At 69.4% G+C, this 18,521-nt stretch carries 17 protein-coding genes; 6 read left to right on the plus strand and 11 right to left on the minus strand.

Going from position 1 to position 18,521, the window contains the following annotated elements:
• Positions 1-11 precede the first annotated feature (11 nt).
• The 3 genes from FGL94_RS14930 to FGL94_RS14935 all read right to left on the minus strand — a co-directional run bounded on the left by FGL94_RS14930 (position 12) and on the right by FGL94_RS14935 (position 3,814).
• Positions 12-2,189, minus strand: a complete 2,178-nt coding sequence (locus tag FGL94_RS14930) for a copper-translocating P-type ATPase (RefSeq protein WP_394348601.1) — start codon at positions 2,187-2,189, stop codon at positions 12-14.
• A 23-nt stretch (positions 2,190-2,212) separates the two neighbouring features.
• Positions 2,213-2,740, minus strand: coding sequence for a heavy-metal-associated domain-containing protein (locus tag FGL94_RS18995; RefSeq protein ID WP_394348602.1), 528 nt, complete (start codon positions 2,738-2,740; stop codon positions 2,213-2,215).
• A gap of 474 nt (positions 2,741-3,214) precedes the next feature.
• Complete coding sequence (locus FGL94_RS14935; protein ID WP_144927056.1) at positions 3,215-3,814, minus strand: AsnC family transcriptional regulator; 600 nt, start codon at positions 3,812-3,814, stop codon at positions 3,215-3,217.
• A gap of 131 nt (positions 3,815-3,945) precedes the next feature.
• Between FGL94_RS14935 and FGL94_RS14940 the strand changes: the two genes are divergently transcribed.
• Positions 3,946-4,143, plus strand: coding sequence for a heavy-metal-associated domain-containing protein (locus FGL94_RS14940; protein ID WP_144927059.1), 198 nt, complete (start codon positions 3,946-3,948; stop codon positions 4,141-4,143).
• Between the two features lie 46 nt (positions 4,144-4,189).
• Here the strand turns inward: FGL94_RS14940 and lpdA are convergent, their stop codons facing one another.
• The 7 genes from lpdA to FGL94_RS14975 form a co-directional block, all read right to left on the minus strand.
• The gene (lpdA, locus tag FGL94_RS14945) at positions 4,190-5,617 is read right to left on the minus strand and encodes a dihydrolipoyl dehydrogenase (protein WP_144927061.1); all 1,428 of its coding nucleotides are present in this window, start codon (positions 5,615-5,617) and stop codon (positions 4,190-4,192) included.
• Positions 5,617-7,248, minus strand: a complete 1,632-nt coding sequence (locus FGL94_RS14950; protein WP_144927063.1) for a dihydrolipoamide acetyltransferase family protein — start codon at positions 7,246-7,248, stop codon at positions 5,617-5,619. The genes lpdA and FGL94_RS14950 overlap by 1 nt, the downstream gene beginning before the upstream one ends.
• Before the next feature lie 2 nt (positions 7,249-7,250).
• On the minus strand, positions 7,251-8,237 hold the full coding sequence (locus tag FGL94_RS14955; protein WP_144927066.1) for an alpha-ketoacid dehydrogenase subunit beta: 987 nt from the start codon (positions 8,235-8,237) through the stop codon (positions 7,251-7,253).
• A complete protein-coding gene (gene pdhA, locus FGL94_RS14960) occupies positions 8,238-9,341 on the minus strand; it encodes a pyruvate dehydrogenase (acetyl-transferring) E1 component subunit alpha (RefSeq protein ID WP_144927069.1) in 1,104 nt (367 codons plus the stop codon).
• 286 nt (positions 9,342-9,627) lie between these two features.
• Positions 9,628-10,032, minus strand: coding sequence for a CopG family transcriptional regulator (locus FGL94_RS14965; protein ID WP_144927072.1), 405 nt, complete (start codon positions 10,030-10,032; stop codon positions 9,628-9,630).
• Positions 10,033-10,139: 107 nt separating this feature from the next.
• Positions 10,140-10,826: an RPA family protein gene (locus tag FGL94_RS14970; protein ID WP_144927075.1), complete on the minus strand. Its 687-nt coding sequence runs from the start codon at positions 10,824-10,826 to the stop codon at positions 10,140-10,142.
• Entirely contained in the window at positions 10,827-11,753 is a 927-nt protein-coding gene (locus tag FGL94_RS14975) for a replication factor A (protein WP_144927078.1), read from the minus strand.
• 596 nt (positions 11,754-12,349) lie between these two features.
• Here FGL94_RS14975 and FGL94_RS14980 point away from each other — a divergent pair.
• The 4 genes from FGL94_RS14980 (at position 12,350) to FGL94_RS14995 (ending at position 16,880) form a co-directional block, all read left to right on the plus strand.
• Positions 12,350-12,652, plus strand: coding sequence for a DUF7091 family protein (locus tag FGL94_RS14980; RefSeq protein WP_144927081.1), 303 nt, complete (start codon positions 12,350-12,352; stop codon positions 12,650-12,652).
• Between the two features lie 79 nt (positions 12,653-12,731).
• The gene (locus FGL94_RS14985; protein WP_144927084.1) at positions 12,732-13,946 is read left to right on the plus strand and encodes a hypothetical protein; all 1,215 of its coding nucleotides are present in this window, start codon (positions 12,732-12,734) and stop codon (positions 13,944-13,946) included.
• A gap of 118 nt (positions 13,947-14,064) precedes the next feature.
• On the plus strand, positions 14,065-16,053 hold the full coding sequence (locus FGL94_RS14990) for an ABC transporter substrate-binding protein (protein ID WP_144927087.1): 1,989 nt from the start codon (positions 14,065-14,067) through the stop codon (positions 16,051-16,053).
• A complete protein-coding gene (locus FGL94_RS14995) occupies positions 16,050-16,880 on the plus strand; it encodes a phosphatase PAP2 family protein (protein WP_144927090.1) in 831 nt (276 codons plus the stop codon). Before FGL94_RS14990 ends, FGL94_RS14995 begins: the two co-directional genes overlap by 4 nt.
• A 27-nt stretch (positions 16,881-16,907) precedes the next feature.
• On the opposite strand, the gene FGL94_RS15000 is transcribed toward FGL94_RS14995, so the two are convergent.
• On the minus strand, positions 16,908-17,573 hold the full coding sequence (locus tag FGL94_RS15000) for a DsbA family oxidoreductase (RefSeq protein ID WP_144927095.1): 666 nt from the start codon (positions 17,571-17,573) through the stop codon (positions 16,908-16,910).
• Positions 17,574-17,658: 85 nt separating this feature from the next.
• On the opposite strand from FGL94_RS15000, the gene thiD reads away from it, so the two are divergent.
• The gene (gene thiD / locus FGL94_RS15005; protein WP_144927098.1) at positions 17,659-18,513 is read left to right on the plus strand and encodes a bifunctional hydroxymethylpyrimidine kinase/phosphomethylpyrimidine kinase; all 855 of its coding nucleotides are present in this window, start codon (positions 17,659-17,661) and stop codon (positions 18,511-18,513) included.
• The last annotated feature ends 8 nt before the right edge of the window (positions 18,514-18,521 follow it).

Genomic DNA, 18,521 nt, shown 5'->3' on the forward strand with positions numbered 1-18,521 from the left:
GTCGGCCTCGCTCACCGCAGCCGACCGAGCAGTCGGTAGTCGCGGTCGGGCTCGTACCGGCGGAAGAGCAGGCTGTTGGTGAGCACGCTCACGCTGGACAGCGCCATCGCCCCGGCGGCCAGCGCGGGCTGGAGCAGGCCGAGCGAGGCGAGCGGGATCATCAGCGTGTTGTAGCCGAGCGCCCACACGAGGTTCTGTTTGATCTTCTGGAGCGTCGCGTCCGAGATCCGGATCGCCTTCGCCACGTCGAGCGGGTCGTCGCGCATCAGGGTCACGTCCGCGGCCTCGATGGCCACGTCCGTACCGCTCCCGATGGCGGTCCCGACGTACGCGACCGCGAGCGCGGGCGCGTCGTTGACGCCGTCACCGACCATCATCGCGTGGCGCCCGTCGGCCTGAATCTCCTCGACGGCCGCCGACTTGTCCTCGGGGAGGACCTCGGCGCGGACGTTCTCCGGGTCGATCCCGACCTGCTCGGCGACCGCGCGGGCGGTGCGCTCGTTGTCGCCCGTGATCATCATCACGTCGACGCCGCGGTCGCGGAGGGCGGCGACGGCGTCCGCCGCGCTCGGCTTCACGGTGTCCGCGTCGGCGACGATCCCGGCGAGCCGGCCCTCGTTCGTGCCGGCTGGCACGCGGGCGACGAGCATCGCCGTCTTCCCCTCGCTTTCGAGGCGCTCCATCTCCTCCGTGGCAGGCGAGGGGTCGATCCCGTTGTCGCGCAGCAGTTTCCGATTACCGACCAGCACCTCGCTACCATCGACCGTCGCGCGGACCCCGTGGCCGGGCACGTTCTCGAACTCCTCCGGCGACCCGACCTCGATCCCGCGGGCCTCGGCGCCGTCGACGATCGCGCGGGCGAGCGGGTGTTCGCTCCCGTGTTCGGCGATCGCGGCGAGCCGGAGCACCTCGGCTTCCGCGTCGCGGTCGGCGTCGGGGGCGGCGAGGTCGCCGTCGGATCCCGCCCGCGACGCCGTGCCGCCGTCCGGCGCGGGGTCGCCGTCCGAGACCGGATTGCCGTCGCGGTCGAAGGCGACCACGTCGGTCAGTTCCATCTCGCCTTCGGTGAGGGTGCCGGTCTTGTCGAAGACGACGGTGTCGACGTCCTTGGCGCGTTCGAGCACGTCTCCGCCCTTGAACAGGACGCCGTGTCTGGCGCCGATCGTCGTGCCGACCATCGTCGCGGCGGGCGTCGCCAGCCCGAGCGCGCAGGGACAGGCGATGAGCACGGAGGAGGCGAAGACGACGATCGCGAACTCCGAGACAGAGACTGCACCGCCCGCTGCGCTCGGACCGCCCGCGACGAGGCCCCACAGCGGCAGGGCGTCGACGAACCCGGCGAGCGCCTCCGGGAAGAGGAACCAGACGGTCCCCCACAGCAGGGCGTTGACGATGACCGCGGGGACGAAGTACGCCGAGATCCGGTCGGCGAGGTTCTGGATGTCGGGCTGGCGCGACTGCGCCTCCTTCACGGTGCGGACGATCTGCTTGAGCGCGGTGTCGGCGCCGACCTTCGTCGCCTCGACCACGAGCACGCCGTTCTCGTTCACCGTGGACCCGACGACCTCGTCACCGGCCTCCTTCTCGACGGGAACCGACTCGCCGGTCACCATCGACTCGTCGACCGCGCTCTGGCCGTCGACGACGATCCCGTCCGTCGGGATCTTCTCGCCCGGGCGGACCTTCATCCGGTCGCCGACGGCGACCTCGTCGAGGGAGACCTCCCGCTCGGTCCCGTCTTCGTCGACGGCTTCGCCGTCTGCATGCGGCGTCTCCGACGCCGCTCTGTCGACGAGCGTGGCCGTGTCGGCCTCCATCTCCAACAGCTTCCGGAGCGCCTCGCCGGCCTGTCCCTTCGAGCGGGCCTCGAGGTAGTTGCCCAGCGTGATGAACACGAGGATAAACGCGGCCGTGTCGAAGTAGAGGCTCCCGGCGATCGCGCCCGAGAGCGCCGCGACAGAGTAGACGTACGCGGTCGTGGAGCCGAGCGCGATCAGCACGTCCATGTTGGCGCGCCCGTTCGTCACGAGCGCCTTGTAGGAGTTCCTGTAGAACGGGCGCCCCAAGACGATCTGCACGGGCGTCGCGAGCAGGAACTGGACCCAGCCGAGACGCACGCCGAGGACGCGGTCCGGGAAGATCTCGCCGGCGAACAGCAGGTGATCGGCCATGAACGCCAGCAGGGGCACCGAGAGGACCGCACCGAAGAGGGTCAGTCGGAGCTGCTTGCGGATCTCCTCTTCGCGAGCGGCGTCGCGGGCGTCCTGTCCGGCGTCGCCCGTGCCGGCGCCGTCCCACCCTCGCCGTCCCCGCCGTTTCCCTCCCGGACCGGCGAGTAGCCCGCCGACTCGATCGCGTCGTAGAGGTCGCCGAGCGAGGCGTCGGCGGGGTTGTATCTGACCTGCGCCTCGTCGGTCGCGTAGTTCACGTCGGCCTCGATCACTCCCGGCGTCGATTCGAGGGCGTCGGCGTTGGCCTCCGCGCAGTTCGCACAGGACATGTCCGTGATCGCGACCGTGACGGTCTCGCTCACGGCGCCGTAGCCGGCGGACTCGATCGCGTCGAATATCTCGCCGAGCGACACCTCGTCGGGATCGTACTCGACGGATCCCTCGTCGGTGGCGTAGTTGGCGTTCGCCGACGCCACGCCGTCGAGGTCGTCGAGGGCGTCCTCGATCGACGCCGAACAGTTGGCGCAGGACATCCCCGTGACGTTCAGGTGGGCTGTTCTCGTTGGCATGTCTATTACTACGTGTTCCCCCCTTAGGCGGTTTTCTGCTTCGAGAGTGTACCTCCGTGCAGGTCAAAACCTTCGATTCCAAAGTGGTCGTCGCAGGCGGACGATCTGAGAGACAAGAACACTGGACGGGCGAGGACACCTACTTAAAAAGACGGTGGCGCGTGCCTGTGAGCGGCCGACCTTTGGCGGCCGCGAGCCAGCGCGCGCGAGGGACGCGGTGAGCGCTCGCAGAGCGCGAACCGCGAGGCTGGGGAGGCGTGAGGTGCGGTGCTGTGCGGTCCGGGGTGGGACGCAAAGGGGCATCCGGTGAGGACGACGCAGGCGACGCAAGCACCACGAGGAGCGAGCAACGCGAGCGACTGAGCCATCGGGGAAGTTCACCGACAATCGCTACTCACTGATTTATAAACGAACGGCAGAGTGGTTGGAGGCAGTTACCGACAGAATCGACTTATAAACGACCGGTCCGCCGATTCACACGCCTTCCTCCAATCGCTGGTACCGCTCGCGGAACCGCGACAGGCAGGACGGACAGCAGAAGTGGTACACCTCGCCGTCGATCCGCGCCGTCTCGCCCTCGCTGTCAACCGTGTTCGAGCACTCCGCACACGTCAGCGCGAACTCCACTCCCTCGATCGAGGGCGTCCACTCGAACTCGTCGACCAGCGTGATCGCGTAGTCCTCGACGGCGACCCCCTCGAACAACCCGGTCACCCACTCCCGCGCGTTCCGGCCCTCGACGCGTGCGTACACGCAGAGGTCGCCCTCGGCCGTGACGAAGACGTGCTCGACCGCGTCGGCGTCCCGCACCCGATCTCGCGCCGCGTCGAGCGCCTCGGGGCGGCTCGGCGGCAGCCCCACGTCGATCAACACCGGGACCCCAGCGCGCAGTTTCGTACGGTCGACATCGACCGTGAATCCCTTGATGACGCCGGCCTCCTCCAGCCGCGTGACGCGGTCGGAGACCGCCGGCCCCGACAGCCCCACCCGCTCGCCGATCTCGCTGAAGGGGCGCCGGGCGTCCTCGGCCAGCAGCGACAGGATCTCCAAGTCCGTCTCGTCGAGGTCGCGCATGGGCCCCGGTACGGCTCCGATATATAAGACGGTTGGGCGATCCGGTTCGGATTCCAAAGTCGGACCGGCGTTCGAACCCCGATCGCGAAGCAGAAAACGACAAACCCTCTCCCACCGTACTGTCACCCGTCATGAGCCGGACGATCACGGTCGAGGGAATGTCGTGCGGACACTGCGAACAGAGCGTCACGGACGCGCTCGAAGGCGTCGAGGGCGTCGAGAGCGCGACCGCGGACCGCGAGAGCGAGTCCGCGACCGTCGAGGGCGACGCCGATACGGACGCCTTGGTGAGCGCGGTGAACGAGGCGGGCTACGACGCGTCGGCTTAAAAGGGAGAACGCGGGCACCGGGCCCGCTCCGAGATCCCGTCGCCCTCTACCGATTCAGCGTGTGAATCGCCTGTCCGCGGGCGTTCTCCGCGGCCTCCATCACCGCCTCCGCGAGCGTCGGGTGGGTGTGGACCGTCGCCGCCACGTCCTCCAGCGTCGCGCCCATCTCGATCGCGAGCCCGACCTCGGCGATCAACTCCGAGGCCTCCGGGCCGACGATCTGTGCGCCGAGCACATAGCCGGTCTCGTCGTCGGCGACGAGCCGGACGAACCCCTCGGTGTGGCCGGTCGTCAGCGCGCGGCCGGAGGCGTTGAACGGCATCTCGCCGACGACGGGGTCGAAGCCGTCCGCTTCGGCCTCCTCCTCGGTCAGCCCCACCGTCCCGATCTCGGGGTCGGTGAAGACGGCCGCGGGAATCGCCTGCTGGTCGAGCGCGGCCGGCTCGCCCGCGATCACCTCGGCGGCGACGATCCCCTCCTTCGAGGCCGCGTGCGCGAGCATCGGGTCGCCGGCCACGTCACCGACGGCGTGAACGTGCTCGACCGCGCTCCGCGTCCGATCGTCCGTCTCGATGAACCCGCGGTCGTCCGTCTCGATCCCGGCCTCGTCCAGATCGAGCCCGTCCGTGACCGGCTGGCGGCCGACCGCGACGAGGATCCTGTCGGCGCCGTACGTCGACTCCTCGCCATCCTCGGTCTCCGTGTGGAGGAGGTAGCCGCCGTCGGGAGCCTCGGACCACTCGCTCGCGCCCTCGCCGAAGTGGAACTCGACGCCCAGCTCCTCGGCGCGCTTGCGGATGATCCGCTTCACGTCGTCCTCGTAAGGGTCGAGGATGTCGTCGAGCATCTCGACGACCGTCACGTCGGCGCCGAGTTTCGCGTACGTGGTCGCCAGCTCCATCCCGATGTAGCCGCCGCCGACGATCCCGAGCCGGTCCGGGACCGTATCGGCGTCGAGCGCCTCGGCGGAGCTCCAGACGTGGTCCTCGGCGAAGTCGAAACCGGGGATCTGGATCGGGCGCGAGCCGGTCGCGACGATCGCGTGCTCGAACTCGATCGACTCGGAGCCCTGCCCCTCGCCGCCGTGGGCGACGCGGGCGGTGTGCTCGTCGACGAACGAGGCGGTCCCCTCGATCAGGTTGACGCCGTTGGCCTTACAGAGCTTCTCGACGCCGCTCGTGAGCCGATCGACGACCCCGTCCTTCCACTCGACCATCTTCCCCATGTCGACGGCGGGGTCCGCGTGGATACCCATCGACTCGGCGTTGCCGGCCTCGTGGGCGAGCCCCGACCCCGTGATCAGCGCCTTCGAGGGGATGCAGCCGCGATTGAGACAGGCGCCCCCGTAGGCGTCCTTCTCGACGAGCGTCGTGTCGAGTCCCTTCTGCGCGGCGCGGATGGCAGCGACGTAGCCGCCCGGTCCCGCGCCGATCACCAGTACCTCCGTTCCGGTTGCGATGTCTCCGACGACCATTATTGGGTCAATAGTAACAGCGGGTGTTCAAGGTGTTCCATCACGCTGTTCGCGAACTCGGCCGCGACCGCGCCGTCGATCACGCGGTGGTCGATCGACAGCGACAGCGGCAGGGTCGGCGCCGCGACGACCTCGCCGTCGCGAACGACCGGGCGCTCCTCGACGGCGCCCAGCCCGAGGATCGCGGTCTCGGGGTAGTTGATGATCGGCGTGGCGTACTCCCCGCCGATGGCGCCGAAGTTGGTGATCGAGAACGTGCCGCCCTTCATCTCCGCCGGCTTGAGCTTTCGTTCGCGGGCGCGCGAAGCGAGATCGCTGACCTCTTCGGCCAGTTCGAAGAGCCCCTTCTCGTCGACGTCCTCGACGACCGGCACCATCAGCCCGGCGTCGGTCGCGACGGCGATCCCGAGGTTGTAGTCGCCCTTCAACACGATCTCCTCGTCGTCCTCGCGGAGTTCGCTGTTGAGGGACGGATACTCCTTCAGCCCCGCGACGATCGCCTTCATCACGAACGGCATGTAGGTGAGCGTCACGCCCTCCTCCTCCGCCCGCGGTTTCAGCTCCTCGCGCGCCTCCACGAGGGCGTCGACCTCGGCGGTATCGTGGTGAGTGACGTGCGGGGCGGTGAACTTCGAGCGCTCCATCTGCTTCCCGATGGTGCGCCGCACGCCGCGGTAGGGGACAGTCTCGTCGGTCGAATCGGGCGGGGTCGGCGAGGCGTCGACGGGCTCCGGTTCGGGCGCAGATCCCTCGACAGTCGCTTCCGACGCTTCCGCCTCGGGCGATTCCCCCGACTCCAGCGCCTCCGCGTACGCCCGAACGTCCTCGCCCGTGACGAACGCCTCGCCGTCTCGGGTCTCGTCGGTCGGCACGTCGTCGACGTCGACGCCGAGTTCGCGAGCGACCTTCCGGGTCGCGGGCGTCGCGAGCGTCGTCTCGCGGCCGGCGGGCTCGGGGGCGTCCGACGCGACCGCGGTCGTCGCCGAGCCTTCGGCGGTCCCGTCGCCGCCGCGCTTTTTCACGGCCGACGTGCGGCCGCCGGACCCCACGTCGGTCGGCGTCGGCGCCGGCGCCTCGTCGGAGCCGGAATCGGTGGCGTCGGCGTCCCCAGCACCGCCCTCCGCGTGCGCCCGCACGTCGGCCTCGCCGATCCGACCGCCGGGACCGCTCCCGTCGACCGCCGCGATGTCGACGCCCAACTCGCGGGCCAGCCGGCGAGCGGAGGGCGGCGCGAAGGTCCGGCCGGACGGTGTTGCCGGCTCCCTCGCGTCGGTATCGGGGTCCGCATCGGCCCCGGTACCGGTGTCGACCACCGGCTCCGTCGCGTCGCCTTCCGTCTCCGTCGTATCGGCGTCGCTTTCCGCGGTCGCCTCGCCGCCCTCGTCCCCCTCGCCGACGCGGAACGAGATGATCACGTCGCCGACGGGGACGATGTCCCCCTCCTCGACGAACAGCTCCTCGACGGTCCCGTCGTACCGCGAGGGGACCTCGACGAGCGCCTTGTCGGTCTCGACCTCCGCGACCGGCTGGTCCTCCTCGACGCGGTCGCCCGGGGCGACGAGCCACGAGACCAGCTCGCCCTCCGCGACGCCCTCGCCGACGTCCGGCAGTTTGAACTCTTTGACCGGCATGATCAGAACTCCACCGCCTCCCTGATACCCTCCTCGATGCGGGTCGCGGTCGGGAGGTAGTAGTCTTCCAGCGCGTACAGCGGGTAGGGCACGTCGAACCCGGTGACGCGCTTCACGGGCGCCTCCTGATACAGGAGCGCCTCCTCCTGGATGATCGCCGTGATCTCGGCCGCGAGACCCCCCGTCTTCGGGGCCTCGTGGACGACGACGGCGCGCCCGGTGGCCTCGAACGCCTCGACGATCGCCTCGCGGTCGAGCGGGGAAACGGTGCGGAGGTCGACGACCTCGCAGTCGATCCCCTCCTCGGCGAGGCGCTCGGCGGCCTCCAGCGTCGGGCGCGTCATGGCGCCGTAGGTGAACACCGCCACGTCGCCGCCCTCCCGACGGGTGACCGCCTCGCCGATGGGAACCGCGTACGGCTCCTCGGGCACCTCGTCGCGGAACGCCCGGTAGATGAGCTTCGGTTCGAGGAAGATCACGGGGTCGGGATCGCGGATCGACGCCGCCAACAGCCCCTTCGCGTCGTACGGGGTGGAGGGGATAACGACCTTCAGCCCGGCCTCGTGGACGTAGAACGCCTCCTTCGACTCGGAGTGGTGCTCTGGCGCGCGGATGCCGCCGCCGTAGGGGGCGCGTAAGGTCAATGGGAGCGTGAACCGTCCCCGGCTTCGGGTGCGGAACCGGGCCATGTGGGAGACGATCTGATCGAAGCCGGGGTACATGAACCCGGAGAACTGGATCTCGGGGACGGGTCTGAGCCCCATCGCGGCCATGCCGACCGCGGCGCCGACGATGCCCGACTCCGCGAGCGGGGTGTCGACGACGCGGTCGCCGCCGAACTCGTCGAACAGGCCCTCGGTCGCGCGGAAGACGCCGCCGTTCTTCCCCACGTCCTGGCCCAACACGAGGACGTCGTCGTCCTCGCGCATCTCGGTGTACAATCCGTCTCGGACCGCCTGTACCACGGTGAGGTTCTGTGTCTCGCTCATTTACTCCTCCAGGAAGGCCTCGTCGCCGTGCGCCTCGCGGAACGCCGCGAACTCCTCGTACTGTCGCTCCAGCTCCGGCGGGAGCTCCGCGTACGCGTGTTCGAACATCTCTTCCGGCTTCGGACGCGCCTCCGACTCGGCCGCCTCGATGGCCTCGGCCGCCCGCGTCTCGACGAGGCTCTCGATCTCGGCGACGCGCTCGTCGTCGAGCACGCCCTCGGACCGGAGGTACGCTTCCAAGCGCGGGATCGGGTCCTTCCGTTTCCAGCGTTCGACCTCGTCCTCGTCGCGGTAGACGGTGGGGTCGTCGGCGGTCGTGTGCGCGCCGAACCGGTACTGGACCGCCTCGATCAGCGTCGGGCGCGGCCGGTCCGTCTCGGGGTCTCGCGCCTTCTCGACCGCCGCCTTCGTGACGCTGTACACAGCCAGCGGGTCCATCCCGTCGACCTGCACCCCGTCGATCCCGTACGCCTCCGCCTTCTGGGCCAGCGTCGCGCTCCGCGTCTGCCGCTCGCGGGGCACGGAGATGGCCCACTGGTTGTTGTTACAGAAGAAGACGGTCGGCGTGTCGAACACGCCGGCGAAGTTGACCCCCTCGTGGAAGTCGCCCTCGCTGGTCGCGCCGTCCCCGAAGTAACAGAGGAACGCGTCGTTCTCGCCGCGGAGCTTGGAGGCCCACGCCGCCCCGGTGGCGTGCGGGACCTGCGAGGCGATGGGGACCGCCACCGGGAAGACGTTCACGTCCTCGGGCGTCGCGTTGCCCGCCTCGTGGCCCATCCAGTAGAGCAGGGTCTGTTTCAGCGGGAGCCCGCGGACCAGAGCGGCGCCGTGCTCGCGGTACGACGGGACCATCCAGTCGTCCTCGGCGAGCGCGTGCGCGGAGCCGATCTGCGCGCCCTCCTGTCCCGACAGGGGCGGATACGTCCCCATCCGCCCCTGCCGCTGGAGGCTCACGGCGCGCTCGTCGAAGTGCCGCGCCAGCCGCATGTGCCGGTACATCTCGACGAGCGCCTCGTCCTCGAGGTCGGGCACGTCGCCGACGACCTCGCCGTCCTCGTCGAGCACGCGGACCGGATCGTCGTACGCCCTGTCGAACACGCTCACGGTCGAACCCACCTCTTCATACACGAACGGTTCGTCGCCCGGGTATTATGGTTTTCGTAAATAGTTTATTATAGTCAGAAATCGATAGGAGGGCTGAGGAACTGTCCATCAGATTCGGGGAGAATCGGACGTTTCTGAACAACTCGGGGCACGTCCGGCAATATTTTCACCGGGATCGGCGGTTCCTCGAACAGTACCGAACGATCAGGAGGGTTTCTCCGCCGATCGGAGCCGCGGCTCGATGAAGAGGAAAGCGCCGGGAGAAACCGCGGTGAGCCGCCGGCGACTACCCGAGTCGGAAGGAGGGCTCGTCGGGCTCGCCGTCGAGGTCTTCGAGCTGGATCACCTCTTCGTCGCCGTCTTCCAGCTGCTCGCGGAGGTAGTTGACGTAGCGTTTGTGTTCCTCCAGCTGCTCGCGGAGGTGGTCCGCCTCGAGCTCCAACCGCTCGTGCTCGCGCACGAAGCTCTTCGGCACCTCGATCTTCGGTGGGAACGACTCCACGCTCTCTCCCATGCTGTCGAGCTCCGCCTCCGGGACGACTCGGACCTGTCCGTCGTGGGCAACGAGCGTATCCACGTAGTCCCGGAAGACCGCCGACAGCGAGATGTCCCGCTCCTCGGCGATGTCGCGGAGCGTCTCGAACGCGTCCTCGTTGACGCGGAACGAGATCGTCTTGTTCTTGTTGCCCATTATCTGCCGATCGTCGCGCAATATACTTAAGCGTTTGTCAGACAGTCGCAAGATTGAAAATTTGTCCCGGGATCAAGCCGAGCCTGAACCGGGGCGCGTCGACCGCGTCAGGGCTCCGGCGTGCCGGCCGAATCCGTCCCGTCGGAGGCGGTCTCGTCGCTCGCGGCGTCGCCGGACACGGACTCGTCGGAGGCGACGTCGTCGCCCGCGAGCTCGTCGCCGTCGCCCTCGTCGAGGTCTTCGAGGGCCGACAGCGCGGCGGCCTTGTACGTCTCGGGGTCGATATCGTACTCCTCGCGGGCCATCCGCGCGTACTCGTTGCCCTCGTCGTCGAACGCGGCGACGCGTTCGATCGTTCGCTTGGCCGTCTCGGCGACCCAGCGGTCGCGGGTGTCGGCGTCGACCTCGGTGATCGACTCGGGGCGGACCGAGACCCGGACGGTGCCGTCGTCGGTCTCGTACGTCCGGGGCTTCCCCACGACTGCGACGTAGGCGGGCGGCTCCAGATCGCGGAGCTTCGAGGCGGCCTCGGGCTGGTACTGGCCGGCGTACACGAAGAACGTGCCCGTCGGGTCGACGATGCGGCCGCGCCAGTACTCGGCGTCCTCGCCGACGTCCTCCTTCTCCGTGAGGGTGCCGACGAAGAACACGCGGTTCGAGGACTCGCCAGTCGGCAGCAGCGCGTAGACGGGGGCGCGCTCGTCGTCGGACTCGGTGAACGTGTAGCCGGCGTCGTTGAACTCGCTCGCGAACGCGCGCCGGGCGACCTCTCGGGTGGGTGCGGATTGACTCATTTAAATCGACCTCGCTTCGATCAGCGCGTTTTCAACGTCGACGGCGCCGGGGTCCTCCATCTCGTCGACCAGGACGTACCGGCCGAAGGTGGGGCCGGTGACGCGGTAGTACCGCCCGAGCACGTCGTCGCCCATCTCCTCGGCGACGACGGTGGTGTCGAGCGCGTCCATCGCCATGTCCTTGGCCTCCTCTAAGCCCATCCCGGTGAGCTCCTCGGTGGCCTCGCGGTCGAAGATGACCTCGGTGACGGTCTCGCCGTCGTCGAGGACGCCCTTGATCCGCAGGTCGAACTCGCCCTCGACCTGTCCGTGCTCGGAGCACCGCCCGTTCTGGAGGACGCGCGTGCAGTCGTCCTCGGGGCAGCGCTTGATAAGCCCGGAGCCGGACTGGATGTCCACGAGGGCTCCCTCGACGGTGTCGGCGTTGTCGCCGACCTCGATCTCCTCGTCGATCTCGGTGATACCCGTCGTGCGGTTGAGCTTCACCGAGTAGCTCCCCTCGTACTCGTCGGTGACGACGTTGGAGAGCTCGTACGCCTGTCCCTCCTCCAGTTCGGGGAGGTCGGAGGTCTCGAAGGCGACGAACTTGATCGTGCCCGACTCGTCGCCGAGGAGCCCGACCTGCGAGATCGAGTCGCTGCGGGGCTCCCAGAGGTCGACCAGTTCCACGCGTAAGTCGACCCACTGCTCGTCCTCGTCGATCTCGTTGACGAGCACGGACTCGCTGCCGCCGCGGCCGAGCTCGTCGCGCTCCATCCCGGCGTCTTCGAGGTAGCTGTTAGTCACGCTTCGGCGCGCCTCGTCGAGGGGGACGCGGTACTCGTTGACGAGGTTCTCCAGTCGCTCCTCGATCTCGTCGGCGTCCACGTCGAGGTGGTCCGAGAACTGTTCCGCTATCGCTTCCGCTTCCTGTCGCAGTTCGCTCATGGGGTGTCTCCGCCTCCGGTCGTGTTTCAATGGGAGGCGTACGACGGTTGGTTCCTCACGGTATTAAAACGTGCGTGACCGGGGTGAAAGTGAACGTATCGAGGGTTCTAACGGCCGTACCGCGGTTTTCTTGGATCGGGTCGTCGGTGTCGGCAAAACCGATCCCGGCGGTGTCTGACGCTCGTCAGCCACGCGCGGGCGCCGTTTCAAGTGGAACTGTACCACGCGAAGTGCCCACACGAGCCGAAATGGGTTTCCGCAGGAAAGGTGCTGTGGGCGGTCACGGCGGTACCCGGTAAACTGTCTCAGTCGAATACGACGCTCGCTTATAAACAGACGTGAGGTGGCGCGCCTCCGAGCGGTCGCCAAGGGCGGCCGCGAGGAGCCCGCGAGGGAGTCGGACCGGCGCGATCGCGCCGGTCCGACGAGGCTGGGGAGGCGTGAGGTGCGGTTGCGGTGTCGTCGCGGCTGGGGCTTTGGAAGTGTTCACCGCAGAGTCGACGATTTATAAACATCTCACGCCAATTCTACCATTCGCGATCCGATTATCCTCTTACCGCCAACGGACCTATATCGGACGCGCCGGTACGACCTCCATGGACGACCGACTCGAACGCGTCATCCGCCAGCAGCTCCGCAAGGCGGGCAAGCAGTTCGAGGAGGCCAAGCGGGCGTACTCCGAGGCGAAGGACGACCCCGAGGGCGACGCCGCGGGCGCGGCGCGGTACGACCTCCCGACCGACGACGAGGGGCGCGCCCGGATCGTCTGTCGCCGGCACGCCGAGCGCCGGACCGTTGCGGTCGACGAGGAGGGGCGGCCGTCGTGTTTCGAGGGGGGCCACCCCGACTGCGAGGGGTGCGCGGAGGACGTGCGGGAGGGGTTCGTCGAGACCTGGTGAGCGGGGCGACGCGCGGCGATCGCGGGAGGGCCCCCACCCCACCCAAAGCGGTTTCTCCCCCGGCGTCCTCACACGGTTCATGAAACGGACGACGGTCGTCGTCGCGCTCCTCGTCGCGGTCGGCGTCGGCCTCGCGGCCTCCGGCTTCTTCGCCGGGGCGGGCGACGAGGCGCCGCCGCCGACCGTCGAGGAGCCGGCGCCATCGCCCGTCGACGAGGCGTCGCTCATCGCTGTCGCCGGCGACTACCGTCTCTGGCCGTACACGAGCCGGAGCACCTCGGTCGAGGGCCGGACGCTCGCGATCAACGTCCTCTTTCGCGCCGACGCGGAGGCGACGCGGACGGCGATCGAGGGGGAGTCAGGCGCCGACTGGGAGGAGACCGAGGCGGCCGAGGCGGCGGCGACCGCCGACGCCGAGCGGGTACAGGCGCTCGTCGAGCGCGACTGGGCGGACGCGCACAGCTCGGACCGCTACAGCTACGTCGAGGGGCCGGACGGCGGCGTCTGGCTGAAGGAGACGTTCGAGCTCCACGACGGCGCGTACCTCGGCGTGCGCGACCACCTCCGGGCGTACGAGTCGCCGGACGGCGCCTACACCGCGGTGCAGGCCCACGAGGAGTACTACGACTGGTTCCGGCTCCGCCACACGGTGCCGGGCATCGACGACCCCGCGGTCCGACTCGAAGACGAGTTCATCCATGGCGGCGTCGACGCCGAGGTCAGCCGCGAGTACCGCGGCATCGAGGGCGGATGGAGCGACGGCTGGGTCTCGGTGATCGAGCTGGCGACGCTGGCGACGCTGTCCGGAGCGCTGCTCCGGCGTCGGACCCGGGCCGCGGCCGTCGAACTCGCGCGCCGTGGGCGGCGGGAAGCCGTTCGACACGCCGACGCCGCGCTTCTCGGCGCCGCGCTCGCGGCCCTCATCGTCGGCGTTCGAGTCGCGGGGGTCGCGCTGGAGACCGCGTACCCCGAGGTCGGACCGAAACTCATCGCCGCCCCGCTGTACCTGATCATCGCGGTCGGAATTCCGGCGCTCGTCGTCGTACGAGCGCCTGATTCGGAGTCGGGCGCGGCGCTCATCGGGGTCGTCGTCGGGCTCGGTGCGGGGTTCGTTATCGACTTCGCCGCGCTCGGCGTGGCGGTGCCGCCCGATCTCCTCGTCCACCGAGTCGCCCTGCTCGCCGCACTCGGCGTCGTCGCGATGGGGCGCGCCGCCGCGGACCGCCCGGTGCTCGCGGCGGGGCTGGCGGCGTGGGCGGTCGGACTGGCGCTCCCGCTCGCCGACGTGATCTGAACGGTGATCTGTGTGGCTCTCGCGATCGTTTGAAAGGGATAACGGATGTACTGAGGGTTCGATCCGGCGACGGCACCACAGAAGAGATATACGCGGGGGGCGAAACAGCGACGAACGTATGACGAGGCAGGTCAGTCGGCGAGAGCTGCTCGCCGGAACGGGGATCGCGGCCCTGAGCGCCGGCTGTCTCGGCCGCACGCGGAACATCGCCGGACGCGACCGACCCTCCCAGCTGACCCTCGAGATCAACGCCCCGCCCGCCGACAGGGACCCCAACGCGATCCGGATCGCCAGACATCTCGCGGAGAACCTGGACGCGGTGGGCGTCGACGCCCGGATCAGCACCCTCGGGCAGACCGACCTCCGGCGGAAGGTGCTCATCAACCACAACTTCGACGTGTACGTCGGCCAGTTCCGGGAGGCGGAGCCGTTCGATCCGGACGCGATGTACGGGTTCACTCACTCGCGGTTCGTCGCGGAGGCGGGCTGGCAGAACCCGTTCGGGTTCACCGACATCAACGGCGTCGACGAGCTGCTCGCGAGCCAGCGCCGTGCGGAGGGTGACGATCGACGCGAGGCCGTGGCGGACCTCCAGCGGACTCTCGGCGAGCTGCAGCCGTTCACCGTCGTCGCGTTCCCCGACCCGCTTACGGCGGTCCGCGAGGACCGGTTCGAGAACTGGACGAACCGCCAGCCGCTGTCGGTCGGGGGGCTGCTCGGCTTGGAGCGCTCCGACGCGGCGGGCGGGGACGCGGACGGGAATACGACCGAAAGCGGAGACGAGACCGTCGACGGCGGCACCAACGAGACGGCCGGCAGCGACGGGACTGCAGACGGCGGCAACGAGACCACCGACGGCAACGAGACCGAGGGCGGGCTGATCGACGACAACCCGCTCACGGACGGCGACGAGGCGGGAGACGCCGCGACCCTCCGATTGGTGACGACCGACGAGCGCATCACCCAGAACTGGAACCCGATCGCCGCCGAGTACCGGCGCTACGGCACGTTCACCTCCCTGTTGTACGACCGGCTCGCGCTGGTCGACGACGGGGAGGTGATCCCGTGGCTCGCCGCCGACTGGAAGCGGGTCGGCGACGCGGGGATCGAGATCTCGCTGCGGGAGGCCGACTGGCACGACGGGGAGCCGGTGACGACCGAAGACGTCGCGTTCACCTACGAGTTCCTCAGGGACACCTCGATGGGAACGACCGAGTCGCCGGTGCCGACGCCGACGTTCCGCGGCCGTGTCTCAGCCGTCGAGTCGGCGACCGCCGTCGACGAGACGACCGTCCGACTGACGCTCGACGATGTCAACGGCGCGGTCGGGGTGCGCGCCCTCCAAGTGCCGATCCTCCCGAAGCACGTCTGGGAGGAGCGAACCGGGATGGCGACGATCGCCGGGTTCGAGTTCGACGCGGAGACGACCGAGGCCGTGGTGACGAACAACGAGAACCCGATCGGGAGCGGTCCGGTGCGCTTCGTCGAGGCCTCCCCCGAGGAGTCGGTCGCCTTCGAGCGCAACCCGGACCACTTCCTCGTGCGCTCGGCCGACGGGAATAGGTCGGCCGGTGACACGGCGGATCCGCTCGCGGGGATCCCCGAGCGGTTCCGCGGGAAGCCGGCGTTCGATCGACTGGAGATCGAGGTGATGGGATCGGACGTCGCGGCGGTGCAGGCGGTCGGTGACGGGCGCGCGGACGCGACCGTCTCGAACCTCGGACCGGACTCCGTCCCGCGGATCGGACGCGAGGCCGACGCGCGGCTCGTCACGGGCCAATCCGGCGGATTCTACCACGTCGGGTACAACACCCGTCGGGCACCGCTGTCGAACCCCCGGTTCCGCGCGGTCCTCGCGTCGCTGATCGACAAGCGAACGCTCGTCGACGCCGCGTTCGACGGGTACGCCGAGCCCGCCGCCTCGCCGCTCGCCGCCACCCCGGAGTGGGTCCCCTCGGACCTCCTGTGGGAGGATCGCGAGGCGGATCCCGTCCATCCGTTCGTCGGCGAGTCCGGATCGCTCGACGCCGAGACGGCCCGCGATCGGCTCCGCGAGGCCGGGTACCGGTTCGACGAGGAGGGGCAGCTGCTCGCGCCGGGGAGATGAGCCCGCTCCTGTCGGTCGTGAGTTCGCTCGCGCTGTGGGTGGGCTCGGCCCTGCTCGTCGCGAGCGTCGCCATCATCGGACCCCGGCGGCTGTACGCGCTCTGGGACGACCTCCGCGACCGGCTGTGGGAGATTCGGAAGCCCCTCGCCGCGCTCGTGGTGGTGCTGATCGCGAGCGCGATCGGTCGGGGCTCCCTGCAGACGGTCTCGGAGCTGTTCGGGCTCCAGCTGACGTGGGCCATCTACGCGCTGGAGGGGAACTTCGTCGCGTGGGTGCAGGCGACGTTCGGCTCTCCCCGGCTGACGATGTACTTCTCGTCGGTGTACGTGTACGGGTACGTGTTCCTGCTCGCGTTCCCGTTCCTCGCGTACCTGGCCCTCCCGCGGACGACGACCGTGAAGCGGCTCGTCGTCGCGTACGCGCTCAACTACGCGATCGGGCTCGTGTTGTACACCGTCGTGTTCGCGTACGGACCGCGAAACGTCATGCCCGACATGGTGACGTCGCTGCTTTTCACCCACAACCCGGAGTTCATGGCGCTAACCGGTGAGGTGAACGAGCCCACGAACGTCTTCCCCTCGCTGCACACGTCGCTGTCGGTGACCGTCGGGACGTTCGCGGTCCTGACCCGGCGAGAGTACCCGCTGTGGACGCCGATCGCCGCGTGGCTCGCGACGAGCGTGGTGATCGCGACGATGTACCTCGGGATCCACTGGCTCACGGACGTGATCGCCGGGACCGCGCTCGCGCTCGGCGCGGTGTCCCTGTCGTATCGGCTCGTCGACGGGGAGGGGGAGGTCGAAAACGACGTCGGCAGCGAGGAGTGAGCGGTTCCCAGTTGAAATCGGGGTGACCTACCCCTCGACGAGTCGTTCGAGCTGCTCCGGCGGCACCGCACCGCGCGCGGCGTGGCCGTCGTACGCGAACGTCGGGACGCCGGAGACCCCGCGCTCCCGCGCCGCGGTGAACAGGTCGGTGACGCGGTCGCGGAGGTCGTCGTCCGCGAGCGCCTCGTCGACGACGCCGGGGTCGAGCCCGTCAACGCTCTCCGCGATGTCAGCAAGTACCTCGCCGTCCCCGATGTCGCGGCCGTCCTGCCACAGGGCGGCGAAGATCGCCTCGTCGAACGCGAGCCACGACTCGGGCGCGGTCTCTCGGACGTGCACCGAGACGGTCTGCGCCGGGAGCGAGTCCACGTCGGTTCTGAGCTCCTGTGCCATCTCGGCGTCGTACTCGTCCTGTAAGCGGCGGACGTTCTCGCGGGCCTGCTCGTAGTACTCCTCGTCTTTCCCGTTGTCCACGGAGTCGTCGATCTCGCCGTCCGGACCGCGCTGACCCGCCCGGAGATCGAACGGATGCCAGTCGATCGCGAGCGGCTCCTCGCGCGTCTCCTGATACCGCGCGAGCGACTGCCGGCCCAGGTAGCAGAACGGGCAGACGTAGTCGGAGTAGACGGTGATCGACTCTGTCGCGTCGGAAGCCGGTCCCTCCGCGTCGTCCGCGGCGTCGGTGTTCGACATACCGTCGGTTCGGCCGCGAGGGGCAAAGGCCGTTCGGCGTCGGCGATCGCCACGGTTTAAGATAACTGAGTTATACCACCCAAGTATGACAACCGCTCGAGACCGCGTTTCGCCGCCCGTCGCGCTCGCGATCGCCGGCAGCGACAGCGGCGGCGGGGCGGGGATACAGGCCGATCTGAAGGCGATGACCGCGCACGGCGTCTTCGGCGCGTCGGTCGTGACGGCGACGACCGCCCAGAACACCCGCGGCGTCCGCGACGTGCACGCGGTGCCGCCGGGACACGTCGCGAGCCAGTGCGACGCCGTCGTCGACGACTTCGAGGTGGGCGCGGTCAAGACCGGGATGCTCGCCACGGCCGAGACGGTCGAGACGGTGACCGGGCTGGTCGCTGCGGTCGAGGCCCCGGTCGTCGTCGACCCGGTGATGGTCGCGGCGAGCGGCGACCGCCTGCTGTCGCCCGAGGCGGAGGCCGCCTACGAGGGGCTGATCGAGGCGGCGACGCTCGTCACGCCCAACGCCGACGAGGCCGAGGTGCTGGTCGACGCCCCGGTCGAGACGCCGGCAGACGCCGAGCGCGCGGGGCGAGAGCTGGTCGACGCGGGCGCCGACGCCGCGCTTATAAAAGGCGGTCACATCGACGACGGAGAGCGCGTGACCGACACGCTCGTGGTCGAGAGCGGGAGAGGAGACGGCGGAGCGGGTGACTCCGATTCGGCGATCGCGCTCCGGTTCGAGAACCCCCGCGTCGCGACCGACGCGACCCACGGCTCGGGCTGCGCGCTGTCGAGCGCGATCGCGGCCCGGCTGGCGCGCGGCGAGCCCCTCCGCGAGGCGGTCGCCGCCGCGGTCGACGGGATGGGAGCCGCGATCCGGCGCCGCTACGACGTGGGCGAGGGTCCCGGCGCGGTGAACCCGACCGCGTTCGACGGGGGCGCGTAGCGGTTCCC

Origin of the sequence: Halorubrum salsamenti (assembly GCF_007671685.1) — an archaeon.
GTDB classification, from domain to species: domain Archaea; phylum Halobacteriota; class Halobacteria; order Halobacteriales; family Haloferacaceae; genus Halorubrum; species Halorubrum salsamenti.

What these genes read in the sequence shown, in the direction of transcription:
- FGL94_RS18995 (WP_394348602.1), bottom strand. Translation starts at nt 2,740, where the DNA reads ATGCCAACGAGAACAGCCCACCTGAACGTCACGGGGATGTCCTGCGCC.
- FGL94_RS14935 (WP_144927056.1), bottom strand. Translation starts at nt 3,814, where the DNA reads ATGCGCGACCTCGACGAGACGGACTTGGAGATCCTGTCGCTGCTGGCC.
- FGL94_RS14940 (WP_144927059.1), top strand. Translation starts at nt 3,946, where the DNA reads ATGAGCCGGACGATCACGGTCGAGGGAATGTCGTGCGGACACTGCGAA.
- lpdA (WP_144927061.1), bottom strand. Translation starts at nt 5,617, where the DNA reads ATGGTCGTCGGAGACATCGCAACCGGAACGGAGGTACTGGTGATCGGC.
- FGL94_RS14950 (WP_144927063.1), bottom strand. Translation starts at nt 7,248, where the DNA reads ATGCCGGTCAAAGAGTTCAAACTGCCGGACGTCGGCGAGGGCGTCGCG.
- FGL94_RS14955 (WP_144927066.1), bottom strand. Translation starts at nt 8,237, where the DNA reads ATGAGCGAGACACAGAACCTCACCGTGGTACAGGCGGTCCGAGACGGA.
- FGL94_RS14965 (WP_144927072.1), bottom strand. Translation starts at nt 10,032, where the DNA reads ATGGGCAACAAGAACAAGACGATCTCGTTCCGCGTCAACGAGGACGCG.
- FGL94_RS14970 (WP_144927075.1), bottom strand. Translation starts at nt 10,826, where the DNA reads ATGAGTCAATCCGCACCCACCCGAGAGGTCGCCCGGCGCGCGTTCGCG.
- FGL94_RS14975 (WP_144927078.1), bottom strand. Translation starts at nt 11,753, where the DNA reads ATGAGCGAACTGCGACAGGAAGCGGAAGCGATAGCGGAACAGTTCTCG.
- FGL94_RS14980 (WP_144927081.1), top strand. Translation starts at nt 12,350, where the DNA reads ATGGACGACCGACTCGAACGCGTCATCCGCCAGCAGCTCCGCAAGGCG.
- FGL94_RS14985 (WP_144927084.1), top strand. Translation starts at nt 12,732, where the DNA reads ATGAAACGGACGACGGTCGTCGTCGCGCTCCTCGTCGCGGTCGGCGTC.
- FGL94_RS14990 (WP_144927087.1), top strand. Translation starts at nt 14,065, where the DNA reads ATGACGAGGCAGGTCAGTCGGCGAGAGCTGCTCGCCGGAACGGGGATC.
- FGL94_RS14995 (WP_144927090.1), top strand. Translation starts at nt 16,050, where the DNA reads ATGAGCCCGCTCCTGTCGGTCGTGAGTTCGCTCGCGCTGTGGGTGGGC.
- FGL94_RS15000 (WP_144927095.1), bottom strand. Translation starts at nt 17,573, where the DNA reads ATGTCGAACACCGACGCCGCGGACGACGCGGAGGGACCGGCTTCCGAC.
- thiD (WP_144927098.1), top strand. Translation starts at nt 17,659, where the DNA reads ATGACAACCGCTCGAGACCGCGTTTCGCCGCCCGTCGCGCTCGCGATC.